22 protein-coding genes and 1 pseudogene are annotated in these 20,739 nt (G+C 45.0%); 14 read left to right on the top strand and 9 right to left on the bottom strand.

The genetic code is table 11. The annotated features are described in order from the left end of the window. Window positions 1–36 precede the first annotated feature (36 nt). Window positions 37–1,155, bottom strand: coding sequence for a putative phage abortive infection protein (locus Q365_RS0115030; RefSeq protein WP_028024120.1), 1,119 nt, complete (start codon window positions 1,153–1,155; stop codon window positions 37–39). Window positions 1,156–1,636: 481 nt separating this feature from the next. On the opposite strand from Q365_RS0115030, the gene Q365_RS26735 reads away from it, so the two are divergent. After that, window positions 1,637–1,783: a hypothetical protein gene (locus tag Q365_RS26735; RefSeq protein ID WP_155859016.1), complete on the top strand. Its 147-nt coding sequence runs from the start codon at window positions 1,637–1,639 to the stop codon at window positions 1,781–1,783. A gap of 48 nt (window positions 1,784–1,831) precedes the next feature. On the opposite strand, the gene Q365_RS0115015 is transcribed toward Q365_RS26735, so the two are convergent. Beyond that, window positions 1,832–2,599 (bottom strand): hypothetical protein, encoded by a 768-nt coding sequence (locus Q365_RS0115015; RefSeq protein WP_028024118.1) that lies wholly within the window; start codon window positions 2,597–2,599, stop codon window positions 1,832–1,834. 536 nt (window positions 2,600–3,135) lie between these two features. Here Q365_RS0115015 and Q365_RS0115005 point away from each other — a divergent pair. Further along, entirely contained in the window at window positions 3,136–4,242 is a 1,107-nt protein-coding gene (locus Q365_RS0115005) for a nucleoid-associated protein (protein ID WP_028024117.1), read from the top strand. Beyond that, window positions 4,235–5,452 (top strand): hypothetical protein, encoded by a 1,218-nt coding sequence (locus tag Q365_RS0115000; protein WP_162176375.1) that lies wholly within the window; start codon window positions 4,235–4,237, stop codon window positions 5,450–5,452. Before Q365_RS0115005 ends, Q365_RS0115000 begins: the two co-directional genes overlap by 8 nt. Window positions 5,453–5,509: 57 nt before the next feature. Here the strand turns inward: Q365_RS0115000 and Q365_RS27210 are convergent, their stop codons facing one another. From Q365_RS27210 to Q365_RS27200, 3 genes and pseudogenes are all read right to left on the bottom strand, one after another. After that, entirely contained in the window at window positions 5,510–5,932 is a 423-nt protein-coding gene (locus tag Q365_RS27210; RefSeq protein ID WP_245621559.1) for a site-specific integrase, read from the bottom strand. Window positions 5,933–5,973: 41 nt separating this feature from the next. Then, a complete protein-coding gene (locus tag Q365_RS27205) occupies window positions 5,974–6,399 on the bottom strand; it encodes a hypothetical protein (RefSeq protein ID WP_245621562.1) in 426 nt (141 codons plus the stop codon). 24 nt (window positions 6,400–6,423) lie between these two features. Next, window positions 6,424–6,552 (bottom strand): annotated as a pseudogene (locus Q365_RS27200) (Arm DNA-binding domain-containing protein); the annotation flags it as partial. A 246-nt stretch (window positions 6,553–6,798) separates the two neighbouring features. Between Q365_RS27200 and sbcB the strand changes: the two are divergent. The 7 genes from sbcB (at window position 6,799) to purT (ending at window position 13,433) form a co-directional block, all read left to right on the top strand. Next, window positions 6,799–8,223: an exodeoxyribonuclease I gene (gene sbcB / locus Q365_RS0114990; protein WP_028024115.1), complete on the top strand. Its 1,425-nt coding sequence runs from the start codon at window positions 6,799–6,801 to the stop codon at window positions 8,221–8,223. A gap of 122 nt (window positions 8,224–8,345) precedes the next feature. Next, window positions 8,346–8,855, top strand: a complete 510-nt coding sequence (locus Q365_RS0114985) for a hypothetical protein (protein ID WP_028024114.1) — start codon at window positions 8,346–8,348, stop codon at window positions 8,853–8,855. Between the two features lie 117 nt (window positions 8,856–8,972). Beyond that, window positions 8,973–9,320 carry a CidA/LrgA family protein gene (locus Q365_RS0114980; RefSeq protein ID WP_028024113.1) on the top strand — a complete coding sequence of 116 codons (348 nt, stop codon included), beginning with the start codon at window positions 8,973–8,975 and terminating at the stop codon, window positions 9,318–9,320. Beyond that, on the top strand, window positions 9,320–10,024 hold the full coding sequence (locus Q365_RS0114975) for a CidB/LrgB family autolysis modulator (RefSeq protein WP_028024112.1): 705 nt from the start codon (window positions 9,320–9,322) through the stop codon (window positions 10,022–10,024). The genes Q365_RS0114980 and Q365_RS0114975 overlap by 1 nt, the downstream gene beginning before the upstream one ends. 135 nt (window positions 10,025–10,159) lie before the next feature. Then, window positions 10,160–11,047 carry a cytidine deaminase gene (gene cdd, locus Q365_RS0114970; protein WP_028024111.1) on the top strand — a complete coding sequence of 296 codons (888 nt, stop codon included), beginning with the start codon at window positions 10,160–10,162 and terminating at the stop codon, window positions 11,045–11,047. A 122-nt stretch (window positions 11,048–11,169) separates the two neighbouring features. Next, window positions 11,170–12,054 (top strand): DMT family transporter, encoded by an 885-nt coding sequence (locus tag Q365_RS0114965; protein WP_169737855.1) that lies wholly within the window; start codon window positions 11,170–11,172, stop codon window positions 12,052–12,054. 203 nt (window positions 12,055–12,257) lie between these two features. Beyond that, a complete protein-coding gene (gene purT, locus Q365_RS0114960; protein WP_035025103.1) occupies window positions 12,258–13,433 on the top strand; it encodes a formate-dependent phosphoribosylglycinamide formyltransferase in 1,176 nt (391 codons plus the stop codon). Window positions 13,434–13,527: 94 nt separating this feature from the next. Here the strand turns inward: purT and Q365_RS0114955 are convergent, their stop codons facing one another. Next, a complete protein-coding gene (locus Q365_RS0114955) occupies window positions 13,528–14,169 on the bottom strand; it encodes a thiopurine S-methyltransferase (RefSeq protein ID WP_028024108.1) in 642 nt (213 codons plus the stop codon). Between the two features lie 314 nt (window positions 14,170–14,483). On the opposite strand from Q365_RS0114955, the gene Q365_RS0114950 reads away from it, so the two are divergent. Continuing rightward, a complete protein-coding gene (locus Q365_RS0114950) occupies window positions 14,484–15,011 on the top strand; it encodes a SulA-like leucine-rich domain-containing protein (RefSeq protein ID WP_028024107.1) in 528 nt (175 codons plus the stop codon). A gap of 225 nt (window positions 15,012–15,236) precedes the next feature. Then, complete coding sequence (locus Q365_RS0114940) at window positions 15,237–16,646, top strand: basic amino acid/polyamine antiporter (RefSeq protein WP_028024106.1); 1,410 nt, start codon at window positions 15,237–15,239, stop codon at window positions 16,644–16,646. Window positions 16,647–16,816: 170 nt separating this feature from the next. Here Q365_RS0114940 and Q365_RS0114935 read toward each other — a convergent pair whose 3' ends face one another. Together Q365_RS0114935 and Q365_RS0114930 are read right to left on the bottom strand one after the other, a co-directional pair. Next, window positions 16,817–17,230, bottom strand: coding sequence for a hypothetical protein (locus tag Q365_RS0114935; protein WP_028024105.1), 414 nt, complete (start codon window positions 17,228–17,230; stop codon window positions 16,817–16,819). 405 nt (window positions 17,231–17,635) lie between these two features. Further along, entirely contained in the window at window positions 17,636–18,013 is a 378-nt protein-coding gene (locus Q365_RS0114930) for a hypothetical protein (protein ID WP_028024104.1), read from the bottom strand. A 272-nt stretch (window positions 18,014–18,285) separates the two neighbouring features. Here Q365_RS0114930 and Q365_RS0114925 point away from each other — a divergent pair, with 272 nt between their 5' ends. Further along, window positions 18,286–18,981, top strand: coding sequence for a DUF2982 domain-containing protein (locus Q365_RS0114925; protein ID WP_028024103.1), 696 nt, complete (start codon window positions 18,286–18,288; stop codon window positions 18,979–18,981). 12 nt (window positions 18,982–18,993) lie between these two features. On the opposite strand, the gene Q365_RS0114920 is transcribed toward Q365_RS0114925, so the two are convergent. Further along, the gene (locus tag Q365_RS0114920) at window positions 18,994–19,647 is read right to left on the bottom strand and encodes an MBL fold metallo-hydrolase (protein ID WP_028024102.1); all 654 of its coding nucleotides are present in this window, start codon (window positions 19,645–19,647) and stop codon (window positions 18,994–18,996) included. Window positions 19,648–19,865: 218 nt separating this feature from the next. Here Q365_RS0114920 and Q365_RS0114915 point away from each other — a divergent pair, with 218 nt between their 5' ends. Beyond that, window positions 19,866–20,735, top strand: a complete 870-nt coding sequence (locus Q365_RS0114915) for a UDP-2,3-diacylglucosamine diphosphatase (protein ID WP_028024101.1) — start codon at window positions 19,866–19,868, stop codon at window positions 20,733–20,735. Window positions 20,736–20,739: the final 4 nt, after the last annotated feature.

Below are 20,739 nucleotides of genomic sequence, written 5' to 3'. Positions count from 1 at the left end.
AAGCCATTAAGTAGTATTGCTCGTAGCGAAAGGTATTCACTTGATGCCAAGACTAGAAACTCTTTCTTTGTAGTCCGAAAATTCTTTGGAACCGATCACTCCAGCTATAACAGATGATTCATAGTAAACTAATGGAACACTACTGAAGTAACGATCAAACGATGAAGAAGTATGTGACGTTCTGAATCCTTCGAGCCACGATTCAATAACAAAGCTAAGTGACGTATTCGTACCGAATGCTTCACTCCGATAAACAAACGTGGCTCCAGTTTCCAAGCTCAAAAATGCAATCCCCTTTCCACCTTTTTTTAGAGCATTCTCCATGTGTAAGTGTTCTAGCATTGCATAGCGTTCAATCAATAGTATGTATTCACAATATTCACTATCAGCTCTATCAGTCCACGCACTATTCGCGGCTAATCCTTTAAGCACGTCGTGAGGAATCATTGAACGAACCAAGCTTGAATATACTTTCTCATCGTCACTTGGCCGCAGTGACAAGTATTCCCTATCGAATCTTCTATGCGTATTTTCAGGATGATTTCTTGCTATATATTTCAAGAGTTGATAGAGAACCCTATAGTATTTACAAAGCATCTGACACTGATGTATTTGTTCTCTAGCTCCAAAAATTGACAGCTTCATTTCGACACCATTCAGCACTGCACACGCGTCATTATCCTTAGATATTTCGTTAAGCACCCTACCGTGCTCGGCCAATAACGTTGAGAATGTGGTATCAAACTGCTGTTGTCTCGAAACGTTCGCTTGAAGCTCTGCTGCTCTTTCAGCCGCTTCAACCTGCTTTCTAAGTTCAAGCGCCTGATCTTCGTTGAACTTGGTAGTTTTTTCCATTTCTTTTCGTGTCAGTGAAAGCTCATTTGTCTGCAAGTAAATTGTGTATAACAACGCTATGAGTGAAAAAAAGGCTAGAAATGGATTTAACAATCCGCCAAAGTAATCTCCTTGAGTACCAAGAACACCAGCTAACTGCTCTGGTCCCAGCGCATTTTTATTAAGATCTTTAAGGATGCTTTGATACTCGTTAATAAGGTCTAAAGCGTAAATAAAAAAGCCATACAACGCTCCTATGGTGACTAGTATTGCAATCACACGTCTCATTGGCATACCTGAGCCTGACTCTTTTTGGGTCATTAGTTGCTCCATAAAAAATGAACATAATACATAGACTTCTCACCCTTTCAAATCTGGCTTATGTTAAAACTAAGTTTTTATGCCCATGTTTGACTATGAGATTGTGAAAGAGGATACCAATAATGCTTAGAAATCTCTTTTTGGCTCTAATTTCATTACTCATTGCAGGCCTTGTAACGTTAGTTGCTCGCGCACCTTCAAAGAATGTTAATAGCTCTGATGAAGTCATAACTCAGGGTTTTAAGGGAGTCAAACATTCTGCGAACACTCTAGGCCATGCGAATACAATCACCTCAACCATCGAAAAAAATAGATTCCAACTCATAAAAAACCTTGGCGAGAAAAAGACTATATAACGTTTTACTGTATTGGAGAAGTTGAACACGTACTACCTGATAGAACGCGTGTTGATTGCCTTACAGATACCCACGCCTTAGAGTTTAATTATGGTGAAAAATGGGCTGAGGCAATTGGGAAAGCCATGTATTACAGCGCAGAAACAGGGAAAAAGCCGGGCATTGTTCTGATCAAAAATCCCGATTCAAGAGAGCGCTACGTGAAACGTGTGCTCTCTGCTATCACCCACCATGGGGTTGAAATTACTGTCTATACTGTAGACCTTAAATAGCAAGATTAAAGTCAAGAAAATGTCTCGAAGGAGTTATAACTAAAATAATCACTTAGCTTTTTCTAACTCATCCGTTCTTGATCCGAGATCTAGATAATTTTCAATTTGATCCGAATCGCCGTTTTCAAACAGAACATGCTCGTTTAATTCTTGAACTTTTAACACAAAATTGTCCTGTTCTAATTGGTCAAGAAGTAGCTTTTCAGTCTCACTTAACATATGACTACTTGAGCTCGCCCGCTCATACCAACTATATATTTCCCTTAATGAAGGAAGCAAATGAGTACACATTTTATTGTAACTTTGTCGGATGGTCTCTTGCTCTTCAAGTCTATCAACTTTACTACTCATTGCATCAATATTAGATTCAAGCTCTTCTGTTTCCTTTTCCAGCCTATCGAAGTCTTCAGCTTTAGCTCTAAGGTCTTTTAATTGCTTATCAAAGTCTTTCTGTACATAGTCTGCTGTTGACTCAAACGCAGCCCATTGTCTTACACGTTCTTGTACTTTCTTTACCTCGATATCACGAGATTCAATCCATTCGAAACGCACTTTCTCAACGAACATCTGTACCGCAGGAGATACTAGATAACTAAATACCAAGTATCCTGTAGCAAGTAAAATCGCTAGTAGTTCATCGTAACCAACACCGTATTGCCTCACGATCTCAATACGCGTTTCATTATCATTAGCAAAGATGAAAGCAGCGATACCTACGCGATTTACTATCAACCAAGCCATAATATAGGCACCTACTAACGGATTAGTAATACGCTGTGCCACTGTGTCAAAACTAGATTTGAAAAAATTCAACATATAAAAACCCTAATAAATGCTCAGCCCGCACCCTACATATATTCGGATAAATTAAAACAACAAAAGAGCCACCTTTCGGTGGCCTTCACGATTTCAATCTAGTTAGCTCACATCACGCAGCTTTCTTAGCCTCGCGTTTTTCATTTCCCATCTGTCCTTGCATGCGCAGTAGTGCAGCGGTGCGACCAATGGTTAGCCAATCCACCAAATCTTCCAGAACCGGCTTGTAGCGGATAAAACGGCTAAATGGGACATCTAGCGTGCGGGTGAAATTGGCGTAACGGGTTTCATTGTTCCACAGTACACGCCCTTGCGTTGGTTAAGAGAAGCAGTAATGGAGTTGGTTCAGCATGAAGGTGGGTTTAAGGGGTATTAGGATCATTTGTTGTTCCCCATAGATTCTAATCATGAGACTTTGATTCAATGGATGAAAAGCACTCAGCTGCGCGGCTTAAGTCAAAAATTTCTCGGTAAGTTATTGGAAAATATGTCTAACTAGCTCAATATTGCCTGACCCGATTTCAAAGGAAAGCCTTATGTCAGTTGTAATCAATAAAGCTGTTGTGCATCGTTTAAACAAGGAACAGCATCAAGAAATCCAAAAATCTAGCCTTCGGGATGAGCTGTTGCCACTGAGCGACCCTACAGTAGTATCACTTATCGAGGGAGTTATTGATGCTTACGGTAAGAAAGGCAACAGCCTTCAGTATGGTGTTTTTGACAATTCAGGCTCTCACGGGGAAGCACCTCAAACTATCAAGGACTACTACACCAAAAGAGATGGTGTTAAGGACTCGACCTTTCTTTCTCTAACAAACACCATAATGAAAGAACTACACAGAGAGGCACGGTCAACGGGCCCAGCTACTGGCGGGCATATCCTGTTCATAGACTACCAAGCCAACAGCTCACGATTTCTTCTCGTAGCTATGGTTAAGCAAAAACCAGGTTTCGGCATGAAAGGCTTGGACGTCCAAGATTTACAATACATTGATCTAGGTAAACTACATTCCGCGGCTAGGTTTAGCTTTCAAAGGTGGACGGAATACCTAACTGCGTCTCCTGAAGAACAAAACGACATTTGTTATCTGACATTTATTGGATCTAGTGCCAACAACGAGTCTTCCCAATATTTCGTTCGAGCTCTTGGCTGTAAAGCTGGTTCTCCGTCAGCTAAAGCGACTAAAGGTGTAGTTATCCACGGGACTAAGTTTTTTCGCTCTACAGAGGGTTTGGATTCTTACGCAGATGAGTTCAAACGCAAAGTTACTGTATACCTGACTAATAAAGAAGCAAACCCAGATGACAAAACAGCAAGGCTTAGCGAGGTTGTTGAGTTAGCAAGGGGGATATTTGCAAAAGTTGATATTGATACCGTCGATGACCTCACAGAGAACCTGTTTCAACATCTTAATAGCGAAGATGTTGGGGTCCCTGCTGAATTCTCCGTCAATAAAAATGAGTTGAAGAAACTTACTCACATTATCTATAAAGACGAGGCTTTAGGCATAAACTTTGATAGAGGCGACCTTGGAACAGATTCTGGAAGCCGAATTTGGTACAAGAATGGACAGCTTACAATATCAAAACTTCCGCCAAAACTAAAAGCTGATATTGAAAGGCAGCTAGGTATAATTGAATAAAATGGCTCTCAAAAACCTTGTTGAACTATACCGGATTGGGAATTATCCGAAGTTAAGTGGGAATAAGTTCGACGTCAATTTCACTGCCAACCAGATGATCATGAAGCACTTGCAAAGTGACTGTACTCCCCACAGAGTAGAAAGGATTTGGCCTATTTCTGATCCAGATGAAGATTTGGATGTAAACGAGTTACTGCTCGATACTGATTATTGTGCGCGCATTCGTATCGGAGATAGCGGCAGTTCTCCTTGGTTCAAAAATTTAAAAGAACTTGTGGACAGGAGTCCCTCACTCCTAACCGGCGAAATGCCTCAAACATTTTATTTAGCAAGCAGTGACATCTGTTTCCCCTCGGAAACTTCATCTGTTACGAATAAACTTGAACAAGTTTGTTCGTTTGTTTCTGCGATAAGAAAGATCGCTCCCTATCACGATAAAAAGAGCGATTCTCAAGATCACACTCTGGTATTCGTCGCGAATGTAGCTGAATCTAGTAAACCATTGGTACTGGACATCTGTATCGATGAAGAGGTAATTGACAATCACCCTGTAGATATATCCATACTTGAGTATCTTATTAAAGAAGAGTCCAATACTGATCATCATTTCCATGAAAAACTGAGCGTTTTCAGCTCAACACTGTTGGAATTTACTTCTGATGCTAACTCGCCAAAAGACGCTTTTAAAAAGCTAGCTACAAATTGGAGTGACTTTGTCTCTCTTTATCAAGATAATTTCGCTACCTACCTTAGTGGTTTTGCTTTCCATAAAGCCAAAAAAGAGGTTGCACAGGCCGAAATAGAATTAGCAGAAAAAATAGCAAATGTGACATCAGACGTGGTAAGCAAAATCCTTGCTGTACCAGTTTCTATGGCTGCTGTTGTAGCAATTAATACGAAAAGCGTAGGGATTGTTGGTGATATTTTAGTTGTATTGGGCTTGTTGATTACAACTTATATTACTGTCACTGCAATAGACAATCAGAGGAATCGGCTGCAAATTGTGAATGAAGCAAAGGAGCTGGTACTCAAAGCATTCAATGGTAGAAAAGACAGTTATCCTACCGATCTACAGACTGCAATCACTAACATGGAAACCGGATTGAGGAACAACTACCGTAAAGCCAAGCTACATCTATGTATCTTCCGGTTTATAGCTTGGATTCCTGCAGTCTCATCCACCGCAGTTTTTGTGATGAGCTATCGTTGACTATCAAAAGTTGTATTTCCCGTATTCATCTTTAAAGTGTAGTGATACGGCAAGAGGTCAACTTGCCTTATCAACTTCATGCTCCAACTCTTTCCTAACTTGCTTCGACAGCGCATCAGAATAAACCTCATACGCTTCCTTCTGCTCTTTAAGCCAGTCGTGTTTGTTGTAAACAGCCATAATTCCGCCCAGCTCATGCCCCAGCATTTTCTTTGTCACATGTGGCATAGTGCCAAGTTCTGAGCAAACGGTTGAAATGATGATGGGTTTGTTGAGTGAGGTTCCTGGGAAGAGGTAGTCATCATAGATGTGCATCAAGCGTTCGAGCATTGGCTTGATATCTTTCGGTATTGGCATGCGAATGGTGTTCCCCATCTTGCTCAGTTCTGGCGGTACCGTCCAAACATCATTGACCAGGTCGAAGTGCTCACGTCTCGCTAAGCGAAGCTCAGAAAGTCGTTTTCCCCAAAGCATCGTCATCAGGTGTAGATGCTTTGTTGATGTTCCAGCTTTGCTTCTTTCTATCGCAATACAAATTTTGGCGAGTCCGGCAGTGATAGCACTCTGTCATCAGCCACTGGCGCAGCACCTGCATCTTGCTGGCGAATTTTTTCCAAGTGCGTTCCGTCGATCATGAACTTGGATTTGCAGTAATTAAAGCAGGTGCGGAGTTTCGAGAATGCTGAGTTTGCCGTTTTGGGATTTTTCTTGGCAATTTCATCAAACCACTTCATCCACTCTCTTGCGGGTATTCGTTCTACATCGACATCCTGAAAAATGTGGTAGTAGTTATCGGCAAAAGAATGGTATAGCTGGCGCGCTCCTGGCTTAAGTTGTGGGCCTTTGTTCTCCAGCCAATAGTCAACGCAGTTTTTAAGGGTGACGAAATCGGTTTCACCCGTAAGCGCTATTTCTGGATTTCGCCCCTCTTCCCTTAACTCCAACACCCTTTTATGGATTTGCCTTGCGTTCTTGAGAGAGGTTATCGGATACTTACCAATACGAAATCGTTTATTGGCGCCATTGAAGCGACAACGATACTGAAATGTAATGTTGGCCTTGGGTGAGATTTTAGCAATCAGCCCCTCTCCATCATTCAACTATGAAGAGCCATCGTAACTGTCTGAATTTACGATAGCCCTTAATTGTTTGTCTGTTATGCTCATTTCAACATCCCTAGAAAAAAGACGCAGCACTTACCAAAAATAGACGCAGGTTCGGACGCAAGTGCAAATGTGAAACGCAGAAAAACGAATCACTTTAGTTTAAAAATCAGCATAATATATACATTTAATCGCCTGAATTTAAAGGCTTAATTACCAAGCCTTGGAAAAACTAGAACTCTTATGAAAAATTCCGAACAGCCTACATTCTTCTTCTTTGATTATGAAACCTTTGGTATCAGCCCCGCGCTTGATCGTCCCTGCCAGTTTGCAGGCGTAAGGACAGACAAAGACTTCAATATCATTGGCGAACCCTTGGTGATTTACTGTCAGCCTCCCAATGACTACCTTCCACAGCCCGAAGCTTGCTTGATCACAGGTATCACACCACAAACCGCTGTCAGCCGAGGCCTTTCGGAGCCCGAGTTCATCGCGAAGATCCATGAGCAGTTTGCGCAACCAGGAACATGCTCGGTGGGCTACAACAACATCCGTTTTGACGACGAAGTGTCACGCTATACCTTGTACCGTAATTTCTTCGACCCTTATGGCTGGAGCTGGCAAAACGGGAATTCAAGGTGGGATCTTTTGGATGCCATGCGCGCAGCATACGCACTTCGCCCAGACGGCATCGAATGGCCACTAAATCAAGACGGTTTTACCAGCTTTAAGCTTGAGCATTTATCTGTCGCTAATGGTATTGAACACGCCAACGCGCATGACGCCATGGCGGACGTGATTGCCACCATAGAGATGGCAAAAAAATTCAAGCAAGCCCAACCACGTTTGTTTGATTACCTATATACGCACCGCAATAAGAACAAGCTAACGGCTTTGATTGATATTGTTGCCATGAAGCCATTAGTGCATGTGTCGGGCATGTTTGGTACCGAACGTGGCAATACCAGTTGGGTTGTGCCCGTCGCTTGGCACCCTGACAACAAGAATGCCGTTATTGCCATCGACTTGGCGCTAGATCCTACGCCATTGTTCAATTTAGATGCCGATGCGTTGCGTGAGCGTCTTTACACCAAACGCACCGACCTAGCGCCAGATGAACTTCCTGCGCCGATCAAGCTTATTCACATCAATAAATGCCCTGTACTGGCGGAAGCTAAAACCTTGCGCCCAGAAGATGCGGAAAGGCTGGGTATTGACCGTCAGTTCTGCTTGAGCAACCTGAAAAAGCTTCAAGCGCACCCGGAGGTTCGAGAGAAACTGGTCGCGTTATATACTGACAAACCAGAGTATGCTTCATCCAATAACGTAGATAGCGAACTCTATAACGGCTTTTTCTCGCCGTCTGATCGTTCTACCATGGATATCATTCGTCAGACCAAGCCTGAAAATCTTGCAGCGCTTGATATTCAAGTGTCAGATCAACGCATTAAGCCCTTGTTGTTCCGTTATCGTGCTCGAAACTTTTCATGGACGCTGACCGATAGCGAACAGAACAAATGGCATCTGCATCGTCGTGATTATTTCGAAACCCATCTGCCAGAATATATGACTCGGTTAGAAGATCTGGTGGAGGAACATCAAAGTGATGAAAAAAAATTGGCCATTCTTAAGTCCATTTATCATTACGTTGAATCGCTTGTATCTTAGTGTTTATCGCTAACTCCCCTTGAATACCGTGTGATGTGCGCTATACACCCCTGAATAAACAGGGGTGTTGCAGTTGAAATTCTGTGATTTGAGTCCACACTTTTCTTATCGGAGATAGTGAGATGGATGATTCAATGGTCACGAAAGTTAACAGTCGGTGCTACCGATTTTCTGACGTCGATTTCGAGCCAGAAAGCCGCTCTTTGTATTGGCAAGACAGCTCAGTGACAACACTCACCTATGAAGAATGTCGTTTGCTGGAAATGCTTTGTTATCACGCCGGGGAAGTGCTTTCTGCACGTGTGCTTTATGCATCTACGTCTCTGCCTGATTCATCGTTCTCTCAACATCAAAGCAGCCTTTGCTCTCTGCTCTCTAAATCATACCGCCAAGGCGAAAAAGTGCTTCCATTAGATGTCGTTGGCGATCATGGTTATCGGGTCTCGCTACCTCAGAAAACGTATCAACGCCAAGCCGTGCCCGCGCCGGATCCCTCCGTACCAGACCCGCTTGATGTTCACGTTGATGAACCTGTGGTTGATAACAGCACAGAGCGTCACATTCTCCCTATTGTTGCTGTTACATTGATTTCGCTCTTAACTGTAGCCGCTGCATTTGCCTACTTTATGTAACACCGACACGATTGCCTAACTAATGTGCAATAGTGGGAATAACCTCGGTTTAAACAAGATTTTTATAGTCAGCTCAGTTTAAAATGGCAGTACGTTCAATCTTGCTGGCTTTTCTCCGTGAAACATCTTCTTGGCTTTGTTCTCATTGCCGTTTACTACCTGATAGGTAGTTTGTTAACTCAGCTATTACATCTCCCTATTCCCAGCAGTATCGTCAGCATGCTGTTGCTTTTTGTTAGCCTCACAACGGGCATTGTGCCAGCACGTTGGGTGAAAGATTCCTGTACATTGCTCATCACCATCATGCCGCTGTTTTTCATCCCCGCCAGTATGGGATTGATGAACCATTTCCATTTGCTCATCAGTGATTCACTGCCGCTACTTAGCGCAACAACGTTAAGCTCACTGTTGGTGTTCGTTATCGTGGCAAAACTCGTTGATAGATCTCAGGGGAGCGAACAATGATCTGGTTATTCGCAACCATAGGGGCATACCTCATTGGTCGCCAAATTGCGTTGAAATTACGTCATCCCGTTTTTAATCCTTTGCTGATAAGTATGTGTCTATTGATACCCGCACTGACATTTACGGATAACACCTACGACACCTACTTTGAGCAAAATACGATCATCAACTTTATGCTTGGCCCTGCGGTCATCGCGCTTGCTTATCCTCTATATGAACAGATGCATGTGATTCGACGTCAGTGGAAGGTCATATTGATCGCTTGCACGGGGGCGAGTGTGCTATCGATGATTCTAGGAACAGTGATTGCGCTTGTAACAGGTGGCGACATGCAGATCGCCGCATCTGTATTGCCTAAATCTGTCTCAACACCCTTTGCTCTCAGCACCGCGGAAAATATAGGAGGCATACCCGCCGTTACAGCCGCTCTTGTGGTAATTGCGGGGTTGCTCGGCGCGTTGTTTGCGTATCCAATCTTGAATGCCATGAAGATCAAATCACCATTAGCTCGCGGGTTATCGATTGGAGCTGTATCCCATGCCATTGGAACCGCAAAGGCTGCAGAGACCAACTATCAGGAAGGTGCGTTCAGTTCTCTAGCATTGGTCATTTGCGGCATTATCAGCGCGATTCTTGCGCCATTTATCTTCTATGTCATTGAGTGGTTTGTTAATTGCAACCTAATCACGACTTGCTTCAAATGAAATCGAATTCATGTGAAGTCACCTATAATTATGAAACAATAGATCTAATTGCATTGATTTGGTGATTTTGATCACATTTATAATCTGGTATTTGCCCGTAGAATACTCAGCCATACCATTGCCTTTGGAGCAAACATGCGAGCTAGCATTCAAGAAGCCATTTCAGCGCTTTCGTCGCCACTGAAAGAAGCCATAGAAACGCTATGCGCTTCTCCAGAATTTGATGCGACTATTAGCGCACAAGAATACGACAACTTGCTTGAAATCACGGGCTTGTCTGATCAAGACCTGCGCGTTGCGTTATTGCCTTTAGCGGCTGCCTATTCTGTTGCACCCATTTCTAAATTCTATGTTGGCGCTATTGCTCGTGGCGAATCAGGCAAACTCTACTTTGGTGCAAACATGGAGTTTGAAGGTGTTCAGTTGAGCCAAGCCATCCATGCTGAACAATCTGCAATCAGCCATGCATGGCTGAAAGGCGAAACCGCCCTTAAAGACATCACCATCAACTACAGCCCTTGTGGTCACTGCCGTCAGTTCATGAATGAAATTAACGGCGCTGATACGCTCAACATTCAACTGCCAAATCGTGATGCAAAACTGCTGCACGAATATCTGCCTGAGCCTTTTGGCCCTGCAGATCTTGGTATCGAGCAGCCTTTGCTTGCACCGGTTGATCACGGCTTAACCGTTAGTGAAGACAACGCATTGGTTCAAGCGGCAGTCGCGGCGACTAACCGCAGCCATGCCCCTTACTCCCACAACCTGAGTGGTGCAGCAATTCGTGACATCAATGGCACGGTATTCGCTGGCATGTATGCTGAAAACGCGGCATTTAACCCAAGCCTGCCGCCACTTCAAGTCGCTCTCATTGCGATGAACCTTGCCGACGCAGACTTGAAAGACATCCAAGAAGTTGTTCTGGTTGAAAAAGCCCGCGCTGTGGTTAGCCATTTGCAAGATACTCAAGCTATCCTAGAAGCACTGAATCCCGACATTCCATTGAGTTATTTGGCGATTTAGCGCCAACAACACACATTTGTCGTCCAAAAATACAAAACGCCAGCAAACGCTGGCGTTTTCGTTATGCCTAGCGCCTAAAGTTCGCTACTATCTCTGCACTTTTTCCAACATTCTGTACACGCATGAGCCAACCTCACAATCCCATTATTGGTGCCTCTTGGATGCTCACCGCTGGCGTCTGCTTCGCGATGGTCAACAGCCTTGCCCAATATGTTAGCTTCAAGATGCAACTACCTTCTACGACGGTAGCGTTTATCCAGTATTTCATTGCGCTGGTCGCTATGATCCCTTGGCTTCGAAGCATGGGCATTCGAGAAGCATTAAAAACCGATCAGCTCGGAATGCACTGCCTACGTGTATTTTTCTCTGTCATTGGTATTCAGCTATGGTTATGGGCGCTCGCCTACCCTGTTCCGATTTGGCAGGGCATCGCACTACTTATGACTTCACCGCTGTTTGCCACTATCGGTTCTGGACTGTTTCTCGGCGAACGAGTGGGCCCTGCTCGTTGGATAGCAACGTTAAGTGGCTTCGTGGGTGCCATGATCATTCTTGAGCCATGGTCTGATGATTTTAACTGGGCAACGCTGCTGCCAATTGGTGCTGCATTCTTCTGGGCGACGTATTCCTTAATGGTGAAAAAATTGTCACATAAGGATTCACCTACCACCATGGTGGTTTACCTTCTGTTACTGATCACACCATTCAACATTGTGTTGGCGATTCCGGATTGGACGCTACCAACTGGCCACGTTGCATGGCTAATGCTATTGGGGGCGGGTTTACTCACAGCGATTGCACAATGGGCTATCGCCAAAGCCTACGCGGCAGCAGATGCTTCATTCGTTCAGCCTTTTGATAACGCGAAACTACCACTCAACGTGTTGTTTGGATTCTTAGTGTTTGGCTGGGTGCCGCCTGGTCGTTTGTGGTTAGGTGCTGCCATTATTGTGGCTGCGGTGTTTTTCATCACGCATTGGGAAACACGTAAACCAAAAACAGCCTAATCAAGGCGTTTTATCAGGCACAAAAAGACACCCTAGCAATGCTCTAACAACGGCCGCTTTTTAGCGGCCGTTTGTTTATTCTTGTTTAAGTGAAATCAGAAACTTGGCACTAGAATCTGCGCAAAACACCAAAGCAAACGCTTGCGCAAACGATTGCTTAAGGTAAAATCACCAGCAGTTAATTGCATTGTTGGAAGATAATCATGTTTGGAACTGCTACTCGTCCGGGCGCAACGCGTGTTTTGCTATTAGGGTCTGGCGAATTAGGTAAGGAAGTGGCCATTGAGTGTCAACGTCTTGGCATTGAAGTCATCGCGTGTGACCGATACGCTGATGCACCCGCGATGCAAGTCGCCCATCGCAGCCATGTTGTCGATATGCTTGATGGCGACGCGCTCGCAGCCATCATTGCACAGGAAAAACCAGACTTTGTGGTACCTGAGATTGAAGCCATTGCGACAGACCGCCTTGTTGAGCTTGAAAAAGAGGGATTGAACGTCATCCCGACTGCCCGCGCTACCCAACTGACCATGAACCGCGAAGGTATTCGCCGTCTTGCCGCGGAAGATCTTGGCGTTGCAACCTCCCCTTATGCCTTTGCAGATACATTCGACGCATTCAAAAGTGCGGTGGAATCTGTAGGCATGCCATGTGTGATTAAGCCAGTCATGAGCTCCTCGGGCAAAGGGCAAAGTGTCATTAAAACCGATGCTGACATCGAGACATCTTGGGCGTACGCTCAAGAAGGTGGCCGCGCAGGTGCGGGACGCGTCATCATCGAAGGCTTTGTTGAATTTGATTATGAAATCACGCTTCTCACCATTAGCGCGATAGACGGGATTCATTTCTGCGCGCCTATTGGACATCGCCAAGAAGACGGTGATTACCGTGAATCATGGCAACCACAGGCAATGAGCGATAAAGCTCGTGCAGCAGCCGAAGATGTTGCCAGAAAAGTGGTGGGCGCATTGGGTGGCTATGGCTTGTTTGGCGTGGAACTGTTTGTGAAAGGTGATGAAGTGTTGTTCAGTGAAGTCTCCCCTCGCCCACACGACACCGGCATGGTGACTTTGATCTCTCAAGATCTATCTGAGTTTGCGCTGCATGTTCGCGCTTTTCTTGGATTGCCGATAAACACGATCAGACAGTTCGGTCCTTCCGCATCCGCTGTGATTTTGGGCCAAGGCACGTCTAGCAACATTGGTTTTAATGGATTGACTCAGGCACTTCGTCAACAAGATTCACAAATACGTCTGTTTGGTAAGCCGGACATTGATGGGCAGCGTCGACTGGGTGTTGCACTGGCGTGTGATAACACCATTGATGCTGCGATCAGCAAAGCAATCACTACTGCTTCTGCGGTTAAAGTCGAGTTGTAGTTTTTTCATCGACAAGCGTTGTAACAACACACGCCACCTAAATGGGTGGCGTTTTTTTTGTTGATTCACTAAGAAAGACAAGCGATAGCCACGCTTACTCGGATTCGATGAGCCACACCTCTTCCACAAAATGACTTGCCGCTTTGCCCTTTGGCGGTCGATCGCTGTTTTCATCACGATCAAGGCGGGTGATCTTGTATCCCTCAAACAATGAATGCACGTCGTCTGCAGTCACACTAAATGGAGGCCCATCCATTTGAGCCTGAGGATAATCCAAAGTGACCAATAAAATACGACCTCCAGGTTTTAGCAACGAGAGCAAGCGCTCGACATACTGCTGACGAAGGTCATCTGGCATAGCAATCAATGCCGCTCGATCATAGATCAGTGGATATTGAGCCAAAGGTGCAGAGAAGTAATCACCACTGTAGATAGAGACTTCATCAAACTGATACAGCTTCATGATTGGGCTGATTGCCGTTACCAATGGCGTATATAGATGTTCAGAGAAAAATGCGCGTACCGCAATTTCACTCAATTCAACGCCAACAACTTCATTGTGTTTGCAGGCAAGCCAACTGAGATCGACCGACTTACCGCACATTGGCACAAACACCGCTTCATTTCGTTGTGGTTTAAGCGCATTCCAATGTTTCACTAATGCAGGGTTAGTATCGGTAAGGTGGAAGCCAATGCGATTCTCTGCCCAGCGGCTATGCCAAAATTCCTGATCCATCTTCAGCTCTCTAAAAAATACTTACTGTGGCTCTTATCATATACCCAAACAACTTCAAGGTGCTTATTCAACAGGAATTTATAGGCTGGATGGCGCTGTTTCAGTGGAGTGTTTTGAATTTGAACTGTGGTTGAAAAGCATTAACGCGCTGAAGAACAGCATGTGATGTCATCAATAGAAAGCCAATTTGTGAGGATCAAGTCGCTCATATTCGTGATCACCGTCTCGATGTTTTCTCATTCCCTATTGTTTTTTGTGTAAATTATAACTACTGTATACACATACAGTATTGGATAAACATACAGGAAATTGAGATGAAACACTCGTATGCAACTCCCCATTCAGTACCTCATCAGTCAATGTCACGTCCCGTCGTACGTGAGCATTATGCTCGTCTTGCTGCGGGTGCAAAAAGCTATCGTCACACTGATTCTAATGCCTTTTCACAGGAAGGTAATACAAATGGGAGATTGGTTTCGGTCAACGTTTACCAAAACAATATGAGTGAGTTGGCTTACTTACTTCGCGTACTGAAGTCATTCAGTGAGAGCCAAAAGTGGATCACCTTGATTGCCCCGCCGTCTCGTTTTTGTTTATCTCTTTTTCAGCAGGCTGGTATTCAGGCATCCCAAATCCGTATTGCGAGGCCAACATCTACGCATGATGCGATTGCATTGATGAAGAAAGCGATGGCGTCCGATACGTCTTCCGCTGTGATCGCTTTTGGCGAATACGAAGAGTTTCACAATGCCGTTTTGCCACAGCACTGTATAGATTCGGGTGAACCAAATACTGAAGCGCAAGGTTTCGTCATCAATGGATTTTCTGAGCACCTGCACTGATCCAATTGTGAAACCAAAGAACACTGCCTAGCGGCGTTCAAAGGGGAATTACTTTGAATGCCGCAACCCCTTGTTTTATTCACTCGACATTTCTATAACTTCCGACGCTTCAATCGCCTCCAATATTTTCAAATCCCATTTCTGAACAAATAAACCATCGATTTTGTTAACTATACTCATCCACTTCATTATCAACTTCTTAGATTGATCGTATGGGCAGCTATTTTGAGTAATAAGTTAGATTTAAAAGCGCTTACAGCACTTGTCATTGGTTCAATGATCGGCGCAGGTGTTTTTAGTTTGCCGCAAAACATGGCAGTCGTTGCTAGCCCTGCTGCGGTGACACTGGGATGGGCAATAACAGGGTTTGGTATGGTCTGCCTTGCGCTCACATTTCAAGAATTGACGATGAATAAACCTGAGGTTTCAGGTGGCGTATTTGGTTATGCGCAGGCAGGGTTTGGCGATCTATGTGGGTTCTTTTCAGCGTGGGGCTATTGGCTAAGCGCCGCGGTGGCGAACGTTTCTTATCTCGTCATCGTATTTAGCACCTTGGGTTTATTCTTCGACACCAGCTCAATGACACTGTTTGGCAATGGCAACACCTTGCTATCCATTGGGTTGTCCTCTGTGCTTATCTGGCTCGTCCATACTTTGGTGCTTCGTGGCGTGCAAACCGCTGCCATCGTGAACTATGTCACCACCGTCGCCAAACTGATCCCGATTATCATTTTTATCGTCGCTGCCCTCTTTGCCTTCAAATGGCATACGTTCACCTTCGACTTCAGTGGCGTCACCATGGCTAACGAACCCAGTTTGTTTGATCAGGTTAAACAAACCATGTTAATCACTGTCTGGGTGTTTATCGGCGTAGAAGGTGCTGTGGTGGTATCCAGCCGGGCACAAAATCGTAAGGATGTCGGACGCGCTACCATACTCGGACTATTAACCTGCTTGTTCTTATATGTGTCAGTCACCTTGCTTGCAATGGGGGTCGTTTCAACGCCTGAACTGGCTAAGTACCCTAACCCATCAACCGCTAAGATTCTTGAGGCGCTCATTGGTAAAGTGGGTGTTGTGATCATCGGCGCAGGCTTGATTATCTCAGTGTGTGGCGCATATCTTAGCTGGACACTACTCGCGACAGAAACCCCTTATACCGCGGCGAAAGATGGGATGTTCCCCAAGTGCTTTGCGAAAACCAATAGCAATGGTGCGCCCACAAATTCAGTTTGGCTGACAAGTATCGTTGTTCAGTTGTGCCTGATATTCATGTATGTGATTGGCGGGGGTTATGACGATCTGTTAACGGTCGCGTCTGAGATGATCTTGGTGCCGTATTTGTTGGTGGCGGCTTATCTGCTTAAGTTGTCACGATCTGAACTCAATAGCACCCGAGTGCGTTTAATCGCAGCACTGGCCACATTTTATGGCGTGTGGTTACTGTATGCGTCCGGCTTACATCATCTGCTGCTTGCAACGCTTTTGTATCTGCCCGGCATCGTATTTTATCTGTATACGAAACATGAAAATGGCGAACCCGCGTTTAAAGGAAGAAATCGGTATATTCTGATCGGTGTGCTGATAGCGGGTGCGGCGGCGGTGTATCTTATTGCCAGAGGAGTAACACTGTAAACGCGTCGGCGAAGGCGAACTAGGCGAACTAGGCGAACGAAGGCGAGAACAATCGAAATAGAATGAGGCTTCACGCCATTTTTCGTCCATTCACCGTCCCCCGCTAACTGTTCGCGTGTCGGCATATCGAAAAATGGCGTTTAATTGAGCAGCACTGATAACCGCTCCACCTAGAGCAGTTGAACTTGCAGCACGTCTCGCTCTTCTTCCAACTGTATAATTTTAACGTGAGTTTTACGGCGAATTTTATCCAGTTCACTCTCATCAAGAGCGTAAGGTAGCATGATATTCAACGCCTCAATGTGCTGTTTCTTTGCCTCTTCGATCAAGGTGATCAGGTTAGAAACATCGCTGTACAATGAAGAGAGTGAATGGCTCACCGCCGAAGCAAACGCCTCGCTAGGAAATACGCGACTATCGTTATCAGGCTCGATAGCGGCGCGACGACGCCAGCGTGATACTTGCACCATGAGTGCTTGAGAAAAAGTCCAACTCTCACGGCTAGACTCACAGAGAAAGTGCGTATAATCAAAGTTGATTACACCACTAAGATGATGCTCCGTTCCACCAACATATCCAGTCATAGCAAATCCTGCTGCTTTGTTTTCAATCCAATTTGCATTCAAATGCTACCCGCTTGTCTGCGCTGACAGCCTTCAACCTCTCCTTCATTTGGAAGAGTTATTCGCCCCAATGAAAGACTCAAACGGAAGACAATACATGCTGTTATTGAACCCTTGCTGGGTGACTAAACAGGCGTATCAAACAAACTAGGCACATTCAAATTACCACTCACTATATGTGTTTTTCGCGACTAAACTCGCAAATAAACCAGAAGTTTGGCGTTGATCGGCGATTCATTATTCCAAAGCAAAAACACCACCATTAACGGCTACAGCACGTTAACACTGATGTAATTTTTAGCGAATTTTGCCTACAAAAAAACCAGCTCGAAAGCTGGTTCAAAACTTTATGAAGCGGTGGAGAAATTAAAGCGCTTTGTAGAGCACTTTGCTACCCACTTGTAGGCGTTCAACCACGCCTTCTTCTGCCAGTTTCTTCAGTGCCGCACTTGCCCATGAAGCCGCTTTCGCTTCTTCCTGACCTGCAGCCAGACCAATACCTTTAGGGTTAATACCTTCAGCATTTTGGCGGACAATATCCAGAACCTGCTGTTGTTTCGGAGTCAGAGAAGTACTCGCCACAACTTTAGGTGCTGTTTCAGTTTTTGGCTCAACAGCCGGTTTTGCCGCTGCAACGGCTTTCACTGGCTTTTCTTTCTTCACAGACGCCACTGAAGCCGATTTCACAGCTTTAATGTGTTTTTGAAGTTTGCCTTGAACTTTACGTTTATGAGAGATCTTCATTAAATCGTCCTACTCCGATGCACTGCGTTAAGCATCCCCTGATACAGCAGGGTGAAAAACAAAGCGCGTTTTATACCAAAATCCTCATAGGTTTTATAGCGCTAACCGTGTTTTCGGACGAAAGTTGAGCCAAGTGTCGGAAAGTTCTTGTTATTTTGTTTGAAAGATAAACAGCTCCTCTTTGCATGACGGAGGCATCATTCGAGTGTTATGTTAACGGAGTGATCGCACTATGCTTTGATTATGTATCGAATAGAAGGACCGCCAAAGAAGTGAACAAGCAGTTGCTGATTTATCCGCCACACCAACAGCTCGGAAAATATTTCTCCATTGCGGTCATCGTACTCGTCATGATTGTGTTGACGCTCGTCATCATTAACCCACAAGTCAACGCTATTCCTGCGTTGCTAGGCGTGTGCCTTCTTAGCGGTTTGGGCTTTTACATTGCGCGTATCATCGATCAACAACGTCTCTCCTTCTCGCTTTCCGATATGCACATTCAGCATCACACACCGAAAGGAGGGTGGAGTGTAAAATGGCGAGATATTCGGGAAATCGGCATCCCTTCTGTTTCTACGCAAGGCTGGCACCAGCCTATGCCTTGGATAGGAATAAAGCTGAAAGACTACGAGCCACTGTTAGACGGCATCAGTTTCCGCCTCGCTAGCCACATCATTATGGAACAACGCGGTATATTGCTGACCGCCTATCGACGTGCTGAAACTGAACGTAAAACCAAACTCGAAGACATGATGTTCGATGACACGCCGTATGTAGGAGCAAGTGGTAAGGTCTACAAAGGGTTGGTCGCCATGCTGGCAAACCGCATGAAATACACAAGAGAGTTGTTGGGGTATGACGTGTTTGTCAGTGAAGATTTGTTGGACAGGCCGTTAGAGGATTTTGTCGGATTGACGCGCCAGTATTTAGCATCTGCGGGACGGCATCCCGCAGAGAAAACAGAGTAAAGAGTCAGCTCTTTACCAAATTGGCATATTGTCAGCTACATAAGGGTTTTGCTGACGCTCAACACCAAACGTTGACGTTGGACCATGACCAGGAACAAAGCGAATATCATTACCAAGAGGGAACAATTTCTCTTTGATTGAGCTGATCAGTGTCGCGTGGTCACCTTTAGGGAAATCAGTACGACCAATGCTTCCATTAAACAGTACGTCACCCACCCATGCCATACGATCATCTTCACTAACGAAGCAAACATGTCCAGGTGTATGCCCTGGCGTGTGAATCACGTTCAGCGTGCTTTCACCGATTGTTACCGTGTCGCCGTCATTTAGCCATTGAGTTGGCTCAAATGCCTCTGTGCGCGCAAAACCAAACATTTCACTTTGTTTCGGTAAACCTTGAAGCCAAAACGCATCCTGCTTTTCAGGACCGATCACTGGCACTTTATACGCTTCCGAAATATCAACCGTTCCACCCACATGGTCTAGGTGACCATGAGTCAACAACACTTTGGTGACCTTAACGCCCAACTGATCAACTTTTGCAATCAATGCAGCCACATCGCCACCGGGATCAACCAATGCTGCTTCGTTGGTTTTATCACACCAGATGATGGAACAGTTTTGCTGATAAGCGGTAACAGGAACAATCTCAAACTTCAAAGCCATAATACAATCCGTATAAATGCGAAAACGCGCAAAGCATACCACGCTATTTCCTCAATTTTAATGTTGTCATCCCACCCCACTCGCATTTAACACTCGCGGTGTCATCTCTTTGTCAACCAGCCGACATCGTCATGTCACGGGAATGACAACAGTTTTTCATCTTTACGCCGTAGCTTAGCTTTTGTACATCACGCGTTTTGACTATTAGATGGAAAGCTATGAATTCAATCTCAGTGCGTACCCTGTGGATCTCAGATCTTCACTTAGGCAACAAAGATTGCAAAGCAAAATACCTCCTCGATTTTCTTCAGCGCCATGAGGCTCAAACCATTATTCTTGTGGGCGACATCGTTGATTTTCATTCCATGAAATCAAACCGACATTGGCCAGAATCGCACAGTGAAGTCCTCTCTTTACTGATTCAACGCGCCCACTCAGGTAGCCGCTTAATCTATGTACCCGGCAACCATGATGCCGCTATTCGTGATTACCTATCTTTCGACTTTGGACGCATCGAAGTTCATTCAAAGTACCTCCATGAGTCTGTCACAGGCAAACGCATTATTGCCCTGCATGGCGATGAGTTTGACAACGCCGTTTGCCACAGTCGTCTCACTGAGTTAGCCGGATACGTTGGGTATGATTTTTTGCTATTCCTCAACCGATGGTGGGCAAGGTTAAGACGAAGAATGGGCTTCTCGTACTGGTCGTTAGCGTCTTATATCAAATCAAAAGTCCAATCTGCGAATGTCGCCATTTCCCGCTTTGAGAACGCTGCAATTCAGTTCGCACAGAGAAAAGGCGCCGATGCCGTGGTGTGTGGCCATATCCATCACCCTGGCATGAAAGACATTAACGGGACGCTATATCTCAATGATGGAGATTGGATTGAAAACTGTACGGCACTGCTTGAACAACACGACGGCACAATGCAGTTGATTCGATGGACCGAAAAGCCAGAATTGGTTGCGGAAACCAAGGCCTTTGTCGACCCATCTTCCATTTCAATACCCTCTGAAAGCATTGGCTTTGGCGAACCTGTTTCTAAGAACGGTAGTTCTGAAGACAGTGACTCAGAAGCCGCTTAACCAC

It is taken from the genome of Enterovibrio calviensis DSM 14347 (assembly GCF_000621165.1).
Classification (GTDB): Bacteria; Pseudomonadota; Gammaproteobacteria; order Enterobacterales; family Vibrionaceae; genus Enterovibrio; species Enterovibrio calviensis.
The sequence above is the reverse complement of the archived record's forward strand: the minus strand, read 5'-3'. Positions and strand labels throughout refer to the sequence as shown.